The following is a 14696-nucleotide window of genomic DNA, read 5'->3' as shown; positions in this document are numbered from 1 at the left end:
GATGACGCAGGGCTCGGCGACCGTCTCAAGTCTGCTCTCTCAGAAACAGACCGCAACAGATAAGGATGACGAGACTTCTAAGGAAACGCCCTCGGAGGAGATACCGTGGTCAAGCCACGGGATGACGGCGGTAGAGAAGTGGGTTACGGTACCCTGTTACCCCTCCGCTCCCCTCACTCCGCCTCAAGATCACGCTTTAACTCCTTTTAATGTCACGCTTTCGCCTTTCCCTTGTGGTTTCTCCCTTGGGCGGTCAGAGTAATTTTCTGACCCATCCCCATCACGGGAGGCTTATGCGGCAATGGAAGCCAGCCACCACCTGATATTGCTCGGCGCCGCCCTGGTGCTGCTGAGCATCTTCGCCGGCATGTTGTCGGCGCGGGTAGGCGCTCCTTTGCTGCTGGTATTCCTGGGGCTTGGCATGCTGGCGGGCGAGGATGGGCCGGGCGGCATCATCTATAATGATTTCCAAGGCGCTTATACCGTCGGCTCGATCGCGCTGGCGGTGATCCTGTTCGAAGGCGGGATGCGCACGCATTTTTCCGCCTTCAAATCGGCCGGTCCGCCCGCCTTAAGCCTTGCGACCGTCGGTGTCGTTATCACCACAGGGATCGTCGCCGCCGTCGCCATGTTGTTCGGCGGCATCACCTGGACCCAGGCGCTGCTGACCGGCGCCATCGTCGCATCGACCGATGCGGCGGCTGTCTTCAGTCTGATGCGCCAGAATAATGTCGAAGTGCACAGCCGCGTGAAGGCGACGCTGGAGGTCGAGTCCGGCATCAATGATCCGATGGCGATCTTCCTGACCATGATGCTGGTCGAGATGCTGACCGCCCGGGAAAGCGCGACCAACCCGTTCCTGATGTTCGCCATGCAGATGATCGGCGGCGGTGTCCTGGGTGTTGCGGGCGGTTTTGCCCTGCTGTGGGTGTTGAAGCGCGTCAAGCTGGTGGGGGGCGGCCTCTATCCGATCCTGGCGCTGGCGGGGGCGATGCTGACCTTCGGCCTCGCGCAGTCGGTTCATGGCAGCGGCTTCCTGGCGGTCTATCTGGTTGGCATCATCGTCGGCAATCAGCACCATCGGACGACAGCCAGCATCGAAAAATTCGTCGACGCCTTCGCCTGGCTCAGTCAGATCGTCCTCTTCCTGATGTTGGGTCTGCTGGTTACGCCCCATAGCCTCGTCGGCCTGCTGCCCCAGGCGCTGGTTTTGGCCATCGTGCTGATGCTGGTGGCGCGGCCGGTCGCGACCTTCTTGTCCCTGAAGCCTTTTGGGTTCAATCTGCGCGAGATCGCCTTTGTATCGTGGGTCGGCTTGCGCGGCGCGGTGCCGATTTTCCTGGCGCTGGTGCCGGTGCTGGCGAACGCCCCTGGCGGTCGTAACTATTTCACCATCGCCTTCGTGGTCGTGATCGCCTCCCTGCTGGTACAGGGCTGGACTATTGCCCCGGCGGCCAAGCTGCTGCGTCTTATCGTTCCCGCGCCCCCCGCGCCGCCGACCCGCGTCGATCTGGAGCTGCCGGGTGCCAAGCAGGGCGGATCGACTGTTGCCGGTTATCGTCTGGCGGCTGAAAGCGGCGTTGTGGGCAAGCTGGCGGGAAGCCTGATGCTGCCCGAAGGGGTACGTCTGCTGCTGATCGTGCGCGATGGCCATGCGCTGTCGACCGAGGCCGCGGGCTTCCTGGTGGCGGATGACTATCTGATGATCGCCGCCCGCCAGGACGAACTGCCGGTGCTGGACCGTCTGCTGGGCGCCAAGACGAACCGCCGATCCGACCCCGGCATGCTGCTGGGTGAATTCAGCATCGAAGGTCTGGCGACCCTGGACCAGCTTTCACGCCTCTACGGGGTCCCGGTTCCGGCGGATGAGCGCGAGACCACGATCGCGTCCTATATGATGGAGCGCCTGTCGGCCCATCCGGCGGTCGGCGACCGTCTGAAGCTGGACCCCATCGAACTGATCGTGCAGGGGGTTGAGGACGAGATCGTCACCCGTGTCGGTATCGAGCTTGAGCCCGAACGACCCCCCGAGGGGATGGAGCGTTGGGTCGCGGCCGCTCAGAGTGTTCGGCGGGTTGTCGGCGGGATCTTCCGCGGAAAGCGCGCCGCCTGACTGACGTTCATTGCTGGCAGAACCATTCCCGCGCGATCAGGTCTGGGTCGATTTTGGCTAGGCCGCGCAACAGGCTTTCCTGCGCCCTCTGACCGGTCGTCGTGATCTTGAAGGCCACATGCAGGTCCTTCATCTCCAAAAGGCGGCGATGAAACCGGATGCCGTTCAGTTCCTTGGCGTGCTGCCGCTGAAAATGAGCCAGAACGATCTGGTCAACCACAGCGGCGTCCAGGCGGCCAGAGGCCAGTTTGCGCAGGTTGGCGAGATCGTTGGGGGCCACTTCAGTCCAGAGCTTACGGGATTCCATCGCGGCATCGAAGGCGACACCGTTGGAATATCCCAGCACGACGCCAATCCGATAGGGATTGAGTCCCTCTACCGTCTGCCAGTCCCGCAAAGGATAGGCGGTGCGTTCCGCCAAGCCAAGCGGGCTATGCATCAGGGGCGGGGAGGGGCTGAAGCCATCCTCCAGACCCAGATCCTCGGAATAGATCGGAAAGGCCCCGGCGGCGTCGGGATTGTTGGAAACATCGCGGACTGTCCGCAGCCAGGGCTGGTAGCTGACCTCCATGCCATGGCCCTCGGCAGCCAGGGCTGCCCGCACGATGGCGGTGAAAACGCCACCATCGGGCAATGTACTGTCGGTATAGGGTGGCCAGTCGACCGAGCCGAAATGAAATACCTCGGCTTGCGTTGACTGGGCTGTTAGGGCGCTCAGTGCAAATAGCGGAAGAAAAAAATAGCGGCGTGTCATGTCACGAGTGTGACCTGACACGCCGCTGCTGAAAACCCGGTAGTTTGTTTCTATAGATTTAAGTCGTTTGCACCGGCTTAACGCCCGGCTCAGGCCTTTTCGAGCGCCGCAACGCCCGGCAGCTCCTTGCCCTCGAGCCATTCCAGGAAGGCACCGCCCGCGCTGGAGATATAGGTGAAATCGTCAGCAACTCCCGCATGGGCCAGGGCCGCGACGGTATCGCCGCCGCCCGCAACCGAGATCAGCTTACCGGCCTTGGTCAGCTTAGCGGCTTCCTGGGCAAGAGCATTGGTGCCCTTGTCGAAGGGTTCGATTTCGAAGGCACCCGCCGGGCCATTCCAAACCAAGGTGGAGGCATTGGCGAAGGCCGCCGCCGCTTCCTTGACGCTGGCGGGGCCGATATCGAGCATCATCTTGCCCGCCGGGATCTTGGTCGCGGGAACCGTCTCGTTGGCGGCATTGGCCTTGAATTCGGAGGCGACAACGCCGTCGACCGGCAGCACGATCTTGCAGTTCGCCGCTTCGGCGCGCTTCAGGATGTCGCGCGCGGTATCGGCCATGTCGCGTTCGCACAGGGACGCGCCGACATCGTGGCCTTGGGCGAACAGGAAGGTATTCGCCATCGCGCCGCCCACCACCAGCGCTTCGACGCGGGTAACGAGGTTGGTCAGGATATCGAGCTTGGTCGAAACCTTGGCGCCGCCGACCATGGCGACAACGCCCTTGCGACCGCTGTTGCCCAGCGCCTTGTTCAGCGCTTCCAGTTCGGCCTGCATCAGGCGACCGGCGGCGGCGGGCAGCTTGTGAGCCAGGCCTTCAGTCGACGCATGGGCGCGGTGAGCGGCCGAGAAGGCGTCATTGACGTAGAGATCGCCGAGCTTGGCGAGCGCTTCGACAAAAGCTGGGTCGTTCTTTTCCTCGCCCTTATGGAATCGGACGTTCTCCAGCAGCAGGACCGCACCGTTCGGCAGATCCTCGACCGCGCCTTCGGCGGCGGGACCAATGCTGTCATGGGCAAAGCGCACCTGGATGCCGGGCAGGACGGCTGCCAGCGGTTGGTGCAGCTGCTCCAGGCTGAATTCCTTGGACGGGCCATCCTTCGGGCGGCCGAAGTGCGACAGCACGATGACCTTGGCACCCTTGGATGCGAGCTGCTTCAGCGTTTCGGCCGCGCGCTCGATACGGGTTGCGTCGGTGACGACGCCATCCTTCATCGGGACATTGAGATCGACGCGCACAAGAACGCGGCGACCGGCAACGTCGAGCTGGTCGATGGTACGGAATGCAGCCATGAAACTCACCTTGGGAAGGACGTTAGAAGATGCGCAAGGCCATCAGGTTCGCTTGCGTGATCGGCGTCATCGGCAGGCGGTTCTGGCGGGCGGCGCTATGGGCGCGGCGCACCACCGTCACGAAATCCTCAAGCCGACTATCGATCTTGATAGTCTTATCGCCTGCGCGGACCACAAGTTCCATCCAACCACCCGTGCGATCGCGCCGCAGGGTGTAATAATTCAGATGGAAGCGCGACATATCGGTCCAGCGGATCTCCACCGCGTTGAAGCCGCGGGCAAAAATCCCCTCGTCATCCAGCCCGATAACCAGCCGATGCCGCTCCATGGTGCGATAGAAGAAGTAACCGCACAGGGCTGCGACCAGCAGGAAAATAAGGGCGACAGGCCAATCCGGACGGATGACCAGCAGGGGAAGCAACGTCACAGCAATGCCGCCGCTGGCGCGGTAATAGTCGGTGCTGAGCGAGCGCGGAGGATAACGATGGATACTCACGGTCTCTGATGTAGCATTGCAACGCGCGGGACGCTAGGGATTGCAAGCGTATGACAGCGGGACAATCGCGCGGGATTTTAGGAAATCTCCCCACAGAGCCCGGCGGCCAGGAACTCACAAAGGCCGTATCACCCGGTGCGCCTGCCCCTTGGGTGACACCATGAACTCCGTCTTAGCCATCTTCGCCTCATGGGCCAAAGCTTCGTCGGCAGAGAAACGGTTGCCGATCACCTTGGCGGGAACACCGCCGACGATGGCATAGGATGGCACGTCTGCGGAAACAACGGCTCCAGCCGCGACCACCGCGCCACGCCCGACAGTGATCCCGGCCAGCAGGATCGCGCCAAAGCCGATCCAGACATCGTCTTCCACCGTAATCTCCGCCGCTTTCTTTTCGGGCGGAAAGTCGGCATCGCCGATCCAGGGGGCAAAGCGGGTCGGAACGCCCAGCGCGCGATAGTCATGATCGAAGCGCCCGACAAAGGCGACGCGGTTGGCCACCATGCAATGGCGCCCGAGGCTGACATTGGCCTCTATCATCACCTCGCGCCCAAGATAGGTATTCTCGCCAAGGCGGATGTGGCTGGGCGCCCAGAGGCGAACATCCGGCCCGATATGAACACCCGGCGCAGTCGTGACGACCCGGCGATGGCGCCAGAGCAGCCATTTCGTCCGCAGGGTCCGCAGCACAGCCAGCACGTCGGAAATCATGAATCCAGCCTCGGACTATCGTTGGGGGAGGCTTAGCAAACGGCAGCGAAATGGCGACAATATGCTCGCCCCCTAAGACCAAGCTTCCCGTCGTGGGAAAAGCGGGTTAGAAGCCTCGCCATCACCCTGCCGCAATCTGCAGCTTGAGATAGCCGTATCATGCTCAAAATCACGACCGCAGTGCTCCTCGCCTCTCTCTCGCTCGCCGCCTGTCAGACCCAGGACGCCGGATCAGCCGGTCCTGTCACTGGCACGGCTGCCAAGCCGAGCGGCAATATCGTCGAAGTGGGCGGCGTCGCCCTCAACGACATCTATGACCTCGAAGCTCTGGCAGCCGCAGCGGCGCAGGTGGTGGAAACCGCCGATGCCTGCGCCATCGGCTGGAGCGACCTCGACGGTCAGATCAAAGGCATCGACGCCAAGGTTCCGACGCCCCAGGGCGCCCAGAAGGGTTGGGTGACCGCGGCTTACGAAGCTGGCCGGAAAGCCCGCAATCAGCCCGGCGACAGCGCCGCCTGTGGCCCGAACGAAAAGGCTCCGGTCCTGCGCATGGTCGACCGCATGCGCGCCGACCTGGCCGCCCCGGCGTTCCAGAGCTGGCTTGCCGGTTTGAAGGCCTGATGTTAACGGCAAGGTTGCAGAAATTTCAGTAGCGTGTGAGCCGCGCGCCGTCTTTATAGTTACGCCTCAACCTCAAACAAGAAGCGATCGAAAAGCCCATGCTCTCTCGCAAGCGAATTCTAGTCACCGGTGGCGCGGGTTTTCTCGGCTCGCACCTGTGCGAGCGTCTGCTCAATGAAGGCAACGACGTCCTGTGCGTCGACAACTACTTCACGGGCTCCAAGGACAATATCGCGCATCTCTTCTCGAACCCGCATTTCGAGGTGATGCGTCACGATGTGACCTTCCCGCTCTATGTCGAGGTTGACGAGATCTATAACCTCGCCTGCCCCGCGTCGCCGATCCATTACCAGTTCGATCCGGTGCAGACGACCAAGACCTCGGTCCATGGCGCGATCAATCTGCTGGGCCTGGCCAAGCGCGTGCGCGCCAAGATCTTCCTGGCCTCGACCTCGGAAGTCTATGGCGACCCGGAAGTCCATCCGCAGGTCGAAAGCTATCGCGGCAACGTCAATCCCATCGGCCCCCGCGCCTGCTACGACGAAGGCAAGCGCGCCGCCGAGACGCTGTATTTCGACTATTGGCGCCAGCACAAGCTGCGCATCAAAGTCGCGCGCATCTTCAATACCTACGGCCCGCGCATGCACCCGAACGACGGGCGCGTGGTGTCGAACTTCATCATCCAGGCGCTTGAAGGCAAGGACATCACCCTCTATGGCGATGGCAGCCAGACCCGCAGCTTCTGCTTCCAGTCGGATCTGATCGAAGGCTTCATCCGTCTGATGGCAACCGACGACAGCGTCACCGGCCCGGTCAATATCGGCAATCCGACCGAAATGACCGTCAAGGAACTGGCCGAAAAGGTCATCGAGCTGACCGGTTCGAAGTCCAAGATCATCTATATGCCGCTACCGCAGGATGATCCGACCCGCCGCAAGCCCGACATCACCCTGGCCAAGAAGACCATGGGTTGGGAACCGAAGGTCAATCTGGAAGAAGGTCTGAAGCAGACCATCGCCTACTTCCGCAAGTTCGTCGCTTAAGCGACAGGATCTTCGGGAAAAGAAAAGGGCCGCTGTTTCCAGCGGCCCTTTTGCATTTTTACATTCCCGTATAGCGCTTGACGATGGCGTCCAGCGTCCCGTCGGCCTTGATGGCTTTCAGCGCCGCATCCAGTTTGGCGATAAAATCGGCCTTGTAGGGAGCTTGGAATCCGCTGGAATAGCCCACGAACGCGGCCTCTTTCTGCACCACGGCCGTTTCCACCGGCTGCTTGCTTCGTTGGCCCGCCGGAATGCTGGCGAGCACACTGTCGATGCCCACCTTGTCGTTGGAGTAACAGTCGATCCGGCCTGCCACTAGCTTGCGCAGATTGGCTTCCGTTGTCTGGGCCTCTTCGATCTTCACCTCCCCCTTCTGGCTCATGGCCAGCAGGTCGGGGCTCGCCTGGAACCCGGCGTTATTGCCGAAGGAGAGGCCTTTATAGCCCGCGGGGAAGGCCGCGCCTGCGACCTTGGCCGCCGCGTCGGAATGGCAGTAGACCACGATCTGCTCTTCGAACAGGACCTCGGAATAGGGCTGCATCCAGGGGCGCGAGTCGGGGCGCTTATAGGGCGGCACGATGCCAAGCGCCGTACCATCCTCGATATCCTTGAGCCCCCGCTTCCAGGGCACACCATCGATCTCGACCTCATAGTCGGTCATGCGATCAGCCGCCGCTTTCAGGATATCGACATACATGCCCTTGGTGGCCGCTCCGCTACCGGCGACATAGGGCGGATATTCGGAATCAGCGAGCAGCCGGACTTTTTCCTTGGCCAGCGCCGTACCACTGACCGCCGCCGCGGCCAGCAGGACCGCGACGGAAAAACGAGACATCATACCTTCCCCCATCGTTCAATTGTCCGGCCTTGCCCCTCCCCAAAGCGCTACCGGATGAACGACGTTAAAGTCCAAATAATTAACGGATTATTATTTTTACAAACATGATGTAATATTATAATTAATCGCATTCAGTTATGAGTATTTCTTAGACATCGCAACGCAGCCAACAACTGCCAGAGTAACAGCCACGAGCGGCCAGCCCACCGCCTCGCCCAGCAACCCAGCAGCCAGGGCGAGACCGAAGAACGGTTGCAGCAACTGTAGCTGCCCGATTTGGGCAACCCCGCCTCGCGCCAGGCCGTGGTACCAGAAGAAAAAACCGATCAGCATCGAGAAGAGCGAGACATAGGCGAGCGAGATGTAGGCCGGGGTATCGACGCGGCTCCAGTCCGGCCAATAAGACACGCTCAATACGACCATGACGGGCAGAGAAACGACCAGCGCCCAGGAAATTACCTGCCAGCCCCCCAGATGCCGCGACAGGCGCGCGCCCTCGGCATAGCCAAAACCGCAGACGACAATCGCCGCCAGCATCAACCCATCGCCGATCAGATTGCCTTCGCCCTTGATCTGGAAAAGCGCGTAGGAAACGACGCACCCGCTGCCAAGCACCGCAAACAGCCAGAAGATCGGGCGCGGCTTATCCCCGGCCCGCAAAACACCAAACAGCGCCGTCGCAATCGGCAGCAGACCGACAAAAAGGATCGCATGGGCGGACGTCACATATTGAAGTGCCAGGGCGGTCAGAAGCGGAAACCCAACCACGACCCCCAGCGCTACCGTCACGAGTGATGCGATATCGCCTTTAGAGGGCATGGGCTGCCGGGTAATCAGCAGCAACGGCAGAGCCAGCAATCCGGCAATAGTCGCCCGCAGGGCGGTCAGCGCGATGGGATCGAAGACGGCGACAGCCACCCGCGTGGCGGGCAACGATCCGCTGAAGATCAGCACCCCCAGAAAGCCGCTGATCCAACCCACATTCCCGCGCTTCATGACCCGCTCCTTTTCAAACGTCAGGAGAGCATGCGGGAATAGCGCTAGCGCCGCCAGGGACAGAGCAGTACAATTTTGCAAAACTGTACCGGTCCAGAGGACGATACGGATGGCAGAAAGCGCCCCACGCCTTGTCGAACAGGTTATGGCATCGATCACCCGCCGGATCGCCGCACGGGAATTGGCCTCGGGCGCCAAACTGCCGTCGATCCGCCAGTTGGCAGCCAGCCAGGGCGTCTCCAAATCCACAGTGGTCGAGGCCTACGACCGTTTGGCAGGGGATGGTGCTATCCAGGCGCGTCCCGGATCGGGATTTTATGTCACCGGGCGGACGGCGCCGTTCGCCCTGACAGAGGTCGGGCGGCGGATTGACCGCGCCATCGATCCGCTTTGGATCATGCGTCAGGCCTTGGAGGGAGATGGCGACCAACGCCCCGGCTGTGGCTGGCTGCCGGAAAGCTGGTTGCCGGTCGATAGTATCCGCAAGGCGCTGCGGACGGCCGCGCGTGGCGCTGGCGCAGGACTTGTCGATTATGGCACGCCTCTCGGATTCCCGCCCCTGCGCCAGCAGTTGGAGCGACGGCTGGGGGAGCGCGGGATCGCGGCCCCACCTTCGCAGATCCTGCTGACCGAAAGCGGCAGCCAGGCCATCGATCTTGTCTGCCGCTTCCTGCTGGCACCCGGTGACACGGTGCTGATCGACGATCCCTGTTACTTCAATTTCCTGTCCGTCCTACAAGCCCACCGCGTCCAGGCCCATGGCGTTCCGCAGACGCCCGACGGCCCGGATCTGGCCGTGATGGAACAACTGGCTGCCCGGCATCGCCCAAAGCTCTATCTGACCAACGCCAGCCTACAGAATCCCACCGGCGCCAGCCTTGCCCCCGCCCAGGCTTTCCGGCTGCTGAAACTCGCCGAAGAGCAGGATTTTCTGATTCTGGAGGATGACATCTTCGGTGACTTCGCGGGCGAGGGCACCGTCCGCCTCGCAGCCCTCGACGGGCTGGAGCGCGTGGTCTATCTGGGGAGTTTTTCGAAGACGCTCTCAGCGTCGGTCCGCTGCGGCTATATCGCGGCCAAGCCCGAGTGGGTCGAGGGGCTGACCGACCTGAAGCTGGCAACGTCTTTTGGAAATGCCGATCTGTCGGCGCGGCTTGTCCATCAGTTGCTGACGGACGGCAGTTATCGGCGCCATGTGGAAGGACTGAAAACCCGTTTGGCGGGTGCACGGTCGGAAACCGCGCGGCGCCTGGAGGCCATAGGTTGCAGCCTCTGGACGGAGCCACGCGGCGGCATGTTCCTTTGGGCCTGCCTGCCTGATGGCATCGACAGCGCCGACCTATCCCGCAAGATTCTGACGGAGGACATCGTGCTGGCACCCGGGAATGTCTTCAGCATTTCCCAGAGTGCCGGTCGGTATCTGCGATTCAATGCCGCCCAAAGCGCCAGCCCCCGGATTTTCGAGGCGCTGGCGCGGGCGATGGCGGATTAATGCACGGCTTTGCCGTGCGGTTCGGGCGACGGCCGTAGCGTATCCTTGCGGGACGTCGGGTTCTTTGCCGCCCGCACCTTGTGGCCCGGCTTGCCCGGCGATTGTTTGGGATCTTCGATGGCGAGCATCGCGTCGACCTGGGCATTCGCCTTTTTGCTGGCGGGCTTGACCGATTTCTTGCGCGGTGCGGCCCTGGCCTTGGGTGCTGCCGCCGCCGCCTGATCCGCGTCCTGCATATCGATCATCGCCTCGGCGAGACGATGGTGAACATCCGACCTGCCTTCCGGCTGGCCCTCGGCCAACCAAATACGATAGGCCCAATGGCTAACCCGCTGTTCCCGGTCCTGCATCTGCCGTCTCCTATCAAGCGAAGTAAACGTAGAGCCCGGCCATCAGCACGATGACCAGCGCCAGTGAAATTCCCAGCACATAGCGCATGTGGTGCAGGGTCACCCCCTGCCGCGCTTCGGTCTTGTTGAGTTCGGTCATGGTGGCCTCCTTCCGTTGGAACGGTCAGTCGCGCCCTCGTTCCTTTAACGGTGGGAATGCGTCTCGGTTCCCTCAGAGCAAGAAACCGCCAAGCTCTGGAACCAAATGGCCCGGGTTAAGTTATGTCCGGGAAGAGACGTCAAAAAAGGAGCCGAAGATGCTCAGCACCATACTGATCGTGATCCTTATCCTGATGCTGCTGGGGGCGCTTCCCGCCTGGCCGCACAGCCGGAGCTGGGGCTATCGCCCGGTCGGCGGCATCGGTCTGATTCTGCTGATCCTGATCATTCTGCTGCTCTTGGGTTATCTGCCCGCCGGCCGCATCTGATCCGGATCTTTTCCCGATCCCCATGCGTTTAGTTATCGGAGCCACGGATCCTGTGATCTAAGGAGAACTGCCATGAACGCTGAAGAATTCGACAATGTGCTTACGGATGTCAGCAAACACTTCTCCAAACCGGGGGATATCGCCCTGGCCGCAGCGCTGACCCGTGATCAGAAAATCAAGCTGCTGGCGCAGTGGGAATATGATCTGCGCGAGCTGATGGTCGCCAGCGAAGAGGCGATGAGCGGCGAATCGACCGGCCGTACCGCCGAGGAGCTGGTGAAGGTCCAGGCAGCTCTGGACGAATTGGGCGCACTCCAGCCGTCCGATAAAGCCGCCGGTCCCGGCAAGCACAGCCCGCGTTCGAGCGAGCATCACTGACCGCTTCGATAGTCCTCCCAAGGCCGTCGTCCCCCCGGACGGCGGCTTTTTTTGCCGGAACCAGGACAGTCGCCCCGTGTTCCCCTTGGGTGCCCGCGCGCCAAGGAGAAGATTATGACCCAGACGCTGCCGCCCCAGGCCCAGATCAGCCAACCGGGCATCGAAGCCGAGATGGATCCCCGACCGGAGTTCGAACCCCGCTTCCCCGGCGTCGGACGTCTGAAAGGCAAGGTCGCCCTGATCACCGGCGGCGACAGCGGGATCGGACGCGCGGTGGCAGTCGGCATGGCCCGTGAAGGGGCGGATATCGCGATCCTCTACCTCAATGAACATGAGGATGCGGCCGAAACGGTCAGGCTGGTTCAGCAGGAGGGGCAACGCGCCTTCCGCATGGCAGGCGATATCGGCCAGGATGATTTCTGCCGCATGGCCGTCGAGCAGGCGGTGACCGAACTGGGCCGCTTGGATATTCTGGTCAATAACGCAGCCGAACAGCATGTTGCCGAAGATCCGCTGGATATCAGCCCGGAGCAGCTGGAGCGCACCTTCAGCACCAATGTCTTTGGCTATTTCCACATGACCCGGCGCGCCCTGCCCCATCTGCCCCGGGGTGGCGCCATCGTCAATACGACCTCGGTCACGGCCTACAAGGGCAGCCCGACGTTGATCGACTATGCCGCCACTCGTGGAGCCATCGTCGCCTTCACCCGCTCCCTGGCATTAGCACTCGTGGAGCGAGGCATCCGCGTCAATGCCGTGGCTCCGGGGCCAATCTGGACCCCGCTGATCCCAGCCTCCTTCGATGCCGACCGGGTATCGGAACATGGGTCGAGTGCACCGATGCAGCGGCCCGGCCAACCCTGGGAAGTCGCCAGCTGCCATGTGTTCCTCGCCAGCGCGGACGCCGCCTATATGACCGGGCAGGTAGTGCACCCCAATGGCGGAACAATTGTGAATTCCTGAGCCTCATGAAGTTGACCTCGTCATCCGGGGTCGCTTCGAGCAAACAATAACCCTCGTCATCCCGGACTTGATCCGGGATCCGGCCGTTGTTTGTTGCCATGCACCGCTTGAGGCAGGCCATCGCTATGGCCGGATCCCGGCTCGGGGGCCGGGATGACAATGTTTTTGGGTGGCAAACCTACCCCCGCGTCTGAACCTTCGGATTGGCTTTCAGCAGGGCATTGCAGTCGCTGTCCTGCTCCAGCCCCGGTTCAATGAAGGCGAGGATCGAGGCGAGCGGCGTAAGCAGCACCCCCAGCGCAACCGCACCGGCGCCCCGAGCTGCCAGAGCGGCTGCATCGATCCCGATAGATGGCTGCGAGAGATAGCCGCCAATCGTGATCGGACTGCGGGCACTCAACAGGCTGGGATCCTTGGGATTACCCATGACGCGCAGTTTGAGCGTTTCATCTTTCAGGCTGATCGGCCCATCGATGGTGACGTTGGTATCAGACGTATCGAGCAGGGCGATACGCGGCGTCGCGATCCCGTTCTCCACGCGCATATCGGTCAGGAAGCAGCGGATTTCGGCCTTCTTGTCGCCGCCGATCAGGAAGCCAACAGCTTCCATTGCATCCAGGCCAATCAACTCCATCGCCAGGGTCGAGATATGGCCCTTGCCCATGGAGATGCGGATGTCGCCATTGGCCGAGCCCAGGCTTTCACGCACGGTGTCCCCGGTGCCTGTCAGCTGGATGCGGCCGTCGATCCGGCCACTCCCCGCATCCTTGAGCCCTGCATCATCCAGGAAGCGCTTCAACTCGAACTTTGAGAGGCGGATGTCGTAGTTCGTCTTCACGGTCCGGGTGCGGGCATCGATGGTGATATTGGCATTGGCGTTACCGCCTGCCACTTCGACCTTGAGCGGCGCCAGCTTCAGCACGCCGTCCTTCAGATCGAGATCCAGTTCCGTTGCGCCGAGCGGCGCATTCGGGGCCACCACATCCTCGCCCCGGAATTTGACCTTGGCATCCGTCGCCCGCACCAGATCCACCTGCAGCGGGGCGTCCGGCAGAATTCGGCGAGGCGCGGGCGGCGGGGCAGGCGGAGCATTGGGATCGACTGCGGCGCGCGGCTGCGGCGCGGGCTTTGCGGGGGGTTCGGGTTCCGGTGGGATACCGATCAGCGATCCGACGTCGCGATAATCGAGTTTCTTGGAGGTCAGATCTGCCTCGATATAGAGGCGCGGGCGGCCTACATCGACCAGGATCGTTCCAGCGATATCGCTCTTGCCGATGCGACCGGCGGTATCGCGGATGCGCCAGATGTCGCCCTCGCGTCCCAGTCGGCCGGAAAGCTCATAGGGTGGGGTGGCGGGCAGCGGGGCGCGCAGCAGCGGCGCCAACTGCGCCAGGTCAGGCCCCTTAAGGCGCAAACGCAGATCGACCCCCTCGAAGCGGATCGGATCCCCCAATTGGCCGTCAATCTGCGCCGAAGTAGCGCCGAAGGCGATATTGCCCTTGATCGGGTACGGCGCCTCTGACTCACGCAGGCTCAGTAGCGATCCGCCGTCGAGTTTCAAGGTGAAGGGCCGCCCCTGGAGACGGCCATTGCCCTCCAGATGAATCGGCTGATCGCCGTCGCCACCGTCCCCTTCGATCGAGGCAATCTTGCCGTCCAGCTGGAGGTTAAGAGGCTCGTCCTTATAGAGAATCTGGCCGCCCTTGATCGTCAGGCGGCCGATCACCGGCATTTCCGTGCGATCTTCCGGAGCGATCACCTTGGCGGCCTCTTCAACGCCGAAGGTCCAGTTGGCGCTGCCGTCCTTGCGGCGCTCCAGGGCGACCTTTGGATTGATCAGCGTGACTTCCGGCAGCTCCAACCGCCCTTCAAGCAGTTTCCAGAGATCGACCACCACCTCCACCCGGTCAGCGGCGATCATATCTTCCTCCGCCCCCCAGTCGGTATTGGCAAGCCGGATACCCTCGGCCACGAGGCGCGGTCGCATCGACCATTGTCCTTGGAAATTGCCGCCGATCGCCAATTCCCGGTGGGCGCGATCCGACAGCAGGTTCGCCAGTGGCTGACGCACCCAGTTCCAATCGAACAGCAGGAGGAACGCAACCACCGCCGCGCCCAAAACCGCTATCGAAGCAACGATCCAGAGGAATAAGCGTTTCATGAATAAGAAACGCCGATTGCC

Annotated in this window: 16 protein-coding genes; 7 read left to right on the top strand and 9 right to left on the bottom strand. The window is 62.1% G+C overall.

The genetic code is table 11. The annotated features are described in order from the left end of the window. The first annotated feature begins 301 nt into the window (after positions 1-301). On the top strand, positions 302-2113 hold the full coding sequence (locus tag ACFSM5_RS15135; protein WP_379877293.1) for a potassium/proton antiporter: 1812 nt from the start codon (positions 302-304) through the stop codon (positions 2111-2113). A gap of 7 nt (positions 2114-2120) precedes the next feature. On the opposite strand, the gene ACFSM5_RS15130 is transcribed toward ACFSM5_RS15135, so the two are convergent. From ACFSM5_RS15130 to ACFSM5_RS15115, 4 genes are all read right to left on the bottom strand, one after another. Next, positions 2121-2867: a substrate-binding periplasmic protein gene (locus ACFSM5_RS15130; protein WP_379877291.1), complete on the bottom strand. Its 747-nt coding sequence runs from the start codon at positions 2865-2867 to the stop codon at positions 2121-2123. Between the two features lie 89 nt (positions 2868-2956). Then, complete coding sequence (locus tag ACFSM5_RS15125; RefSeq protein WP_379877290.1) at positions 2957-4159, bottom strand: phosphoglycerate kinase; 1203 nt, start codon at positions 4157-4159, stop codon at positions 2957-2959. A gap of 22 nt (positions 4160-4181) precedes the next feature. Further along, positions 4182-4655 (bottom strand): hypothetical protein, encoded by a 474-nt coding sequence (locus ACFSM5_RS15120; RefSeq protein ID WP_379877289.1) that lies wholly within the window; start codon positions 4653-4655, stop codon positions 4182-4184. A gap of 114 nt (positions 4656-4769) precedes the next feature. After that, the gene (locus ACFSM5_RS15115; protein ID WP_379877288.1) at positions 4770-5366 is read right to left on the bottom strand and encodes an acyltransferase; all 597 of its coding nucleotides are present in this window, start codon (positions 5364-5366) and stop codon (positions 4770-4772) included. A 159-nt stretch (positions 5367-5525) separates the two neighbouring features. Here ACFSM5_RS15115 and ACFSM5_RS15110 point away from each other — a divergent pair, with 159 nt between their 5' ends. Together ACFSM5_RS15110 and ACFSM5_RS15105 are read left to right on the top strand one after the other, a co-directional pair. Beyond that, entirely contained in the window at positions 5526-5987 is a 462-nt protein-coding gene (locus ACFSM5_RS15110) for a hypothetical protein (protein WP_379877287.1), read from the top strand. A 98-nt stretch (positions 5988-6085) separates the two neighbouring features. Next, the gene (locus ACFSM5_RS15105) at positions 6086-7030 is read left to right on the top strand and encodes a UDP-glucuronic acid decarboxylase family protein (RefSeq protein WP_379877286.1); all 945 of its coding nucleotides are present in this window, start codon (positions 6086-6088) and stop codon (positions 7028-7030) included. Positions 7031-7088: 58 nt separating this feature from the next. On the opposite strand, the gene ACFSM5_RS15100 is transcribed toward ACFSM5_RS15105, so the two are convergent. Together ACFSM5_RS15100 and ACFSM5_RS15095 are read right to left on the bottom strand one after the other, a co-directional pair. Then, positions 7089-7865: a substrate-binding periplasmic protein gene (locus ACFSM5_RS15100; RefSeq protein WP_379877285.1), complete on the bottom strand. Its 777-nt coding sequence runs from the start codon at positions 7863-7865 to the stop codon at positions 7089-7091. Positions 7866-8003: 138 nt separating this feature from the next. After that, positions 8004-8864 (bottom strand): DMT family transporter, encoded by an 861-nt coding sequence (locus ACFSM5_RS15095; protein ID WP_379877284.1) that lies wholly within the window; start codon positions 8862-8864, stop codon positions 8004-8006. A 109-nt stretch (positions 8865-8973) separates the two neighbouring features. On the opposite strand from ACFSM5_RS15095, the gene ACFSM5_RS15090 reads away from it, so the two are divergent. Beyond that, positions 8974-10356: an aminotransferase-like domain-containing protein gene (locus ACFSM5_RS15090; RefSeq protein WP_379877283.1), complete on the top strand. Its 1383-nt coding sequence runs from the start codon at positions 8974-8976 to the stop codon at positions 10354-10356. Here the strand turns inward: ACFSM5_RS15090 and ACFSM5_RS15085 are convergent. Continuing rightward, positions 10353-10706 carry a DUF2934 domain-containing protein gene (locus tag ACFSM5_RS15085; protein ID WP_379877282.1) on the bottom strand — a complete coding sequence of 118 codons (354 nt, stop codon included), beginning with the start codon at positions 10704-10706 and terminating at the stop codon, positions 10353-10355. The two genes, ACFSM5_RS15090 and ACFSM5_RS15085, sit on opposite strands and share 4 nt — an antisense overlap. 13 nt (positions 10707-10719) lie before the next feature. Beyond that, a complete protein-coding gene (locus ACFSM5_RS15080) occupies positions 10720-10845 on the bottom strand; it encodes a hypothetical protein (RefSeq protein WP_379877281.1) in 126 nt (41 codons plus the stop codon). Positions 10846-11002: 157 nt separating this feature from the next. Here ACFSM5_RS15080 and ACFSM5_RS15075 point away from each other — a divergent pair, with 157 nt between their 5' ends. From ACFSM5_RS15075 to ACFSM5_RS15065, 3 genes are all read left to right on the top strand, one after another. Beyond that, complete coding sequence (locus ACFSM5_RS15075; protein ID WP_379877280.1) at positions 11003-11173, top strand: DUF3309 family protein; 171 nt, start codon at positions 11003-11005, stop codon at positions 11171-11173. Positions 11174-11245: 72 nt separating this feature from the next. Further along, a complete protein-coding gene (locus ACFSM5_RS15070) occupies positions 11246-11551 on the top strand; it encodes a hypothetical protein (RefSeq protein ID WP_379877279.1) in 306 nt (101 codons plus the stop codon). Between the two features lie 114 nt (positions 11552-11665). After that, positions 11666-12514: an SDR family oxidoreductase gene (locus tag ACFSM5_RS15065; protein ID WP_379877276.1), complete on the top strand. Its 849-nt coding sequence runs from the start codon at positions 11666-11668 to the stop codon at positions 12512-12514. A gap of 178 nt (positions 12515-12692) precedes the next feature. Here the strand turns inward: ACFSM5_RS15065 and ACFSM5_RS15060 are convergent, their stop codons facing one another. Continuing rightward, positions 12693-14675 (bottom strand): AsmA family protein, encoded by a 1983-nt coding sequence (locus tag ACFSM5_RS15060; RefSeq protein WP_379877274.1) that lies wholly within the window; start codon positions 14673-14675, stop codon positions 12693-12695. Between the last annotated feature and the right edge of the window lie 21 nt (positions 14676-14696).

The organism is Lacibacterium aquatile, from assembly GCF_042683105.1.
Taxonomy (GTDB): domain Bacteria; phylum Pseudomonadota; class Alphaproteobacteria; order Elsterales; family Elsteraceae; genus Lacibacterium; species Lacibacterium aquatile.
Note: the sequence above shows the minus strand (reverse complement) of the source record. Positions and strands in the feature narration are given on the sequence as shown.

Bases quoted from the DNA above. Each gene is read 5' to 3' on its own strand.
- ACFSM5_RS15100 (WP_379877285.1), bottom strand. From the start codon at position 7,865: ATGTCTCGTTTTTCCGTCGCGGTCCTGCTGGCCGCGGCGGCGGTCAGT.
- ACFSM5_RS15070 (WP_379877279.1), top strand. From the start codon at position 11,246: ATGAACGCTGAAGAATTCGACAATGTGCTTACGGATGTCAGCAAACAC.
- ACFSM5_RS15105 (WP_379877286.1), top strand. From the start codon at position 6,086: ATGCTCTCTCGCAAGCGAATTCTAGTCACCGGTGGCGCGGGTTTTCTC.
- ACFSM5_RS15060 (WP_379877274.1), bottom strand. From the start codon at position 14,675: ATGAAACGCTTATTCCTCTGGATCGTTGCTTCGATAGCGGTTTTGGGC.
- ACFSM5_RS15075 (WP_379877280.1), top strand. From the start codon at position 11,003: ATGCTCAGCACCATACTGATCGTGATCCTTATCCTGATGCTGCTGGGG.
- ACFSM5_RS15125 (WP_379877290.1), bottom strand. From the start codon at position 4,159: ATGGCTGCATTCCGTACCATCGACCAGCTCGACGTTGCCGGTCGCCGC.
- ACFSM5_RS15085 (WP_379877282.1), bottom strand. From the start codon at position 10,706: ATGCAGGACCGGGAACAGCGGGTTAGCCATTGGGCCTATCGTATTTGG.
- ACFSM5_RS15110 (WP_379877287.1), top strand. From the start codon at position 5,526: ATGCTCAAAATCACGACCGCAGTGCTCCTCGCCTCTCTCTCGCTCGCC.
- ACFSM5_RS15130 (WP_379877291.1), bottom strand. From the start codon at position 2,867: ATGACACGCCGCTATTTTTTTCTTCCGCTATTTGCACTGAGCGCCCTA.
- ACFSM5_RS15080 (WP_379877281.1), bottom strand. From the start codon at position 10,845: ATGACCGAACTCAACAAGACCGAAGCGCGGCAGGGGGTGACCCTGCAC.
- ACFSM5_RS15065 (WP_379877276.1), top strand. From the start codon at position 11,666: ATGACCCAGACGCTGCCGCCCCAGGCCCAGATCAGCCAACCGGGCATC.
- ACFSM5_RS15115 (WP_379877288.1), bottom strand. From the start codon at position 5,366: ATGATTTCCGACGTGCTGGCTGTGCTGCGGACCCTGCGGACGAAATGG.
- ACFSM5_RS15135 (WP_379877293.1), top strand. From the start codon at position 302: ATGGAAGCCAGCCACCACCTGATATTGCTCGGCGCCGCCCTGGTGCTG.
- ACFSM5_RS15090 (WP_379877283.1), top strand. From the start codon at position 8,974: ATGGCAGAAAGCGCCCCACGCCTTGTCGAACAGGTTATGGCATCGATC.
- ACFSM5_RS15095 (WP_379877284.1), bottom strand. From the start codon at position 8,864: ATGAAGCGCGGGAATGTGGGTTGGATCAGCGGCTTTCTGGGGGTGCTG.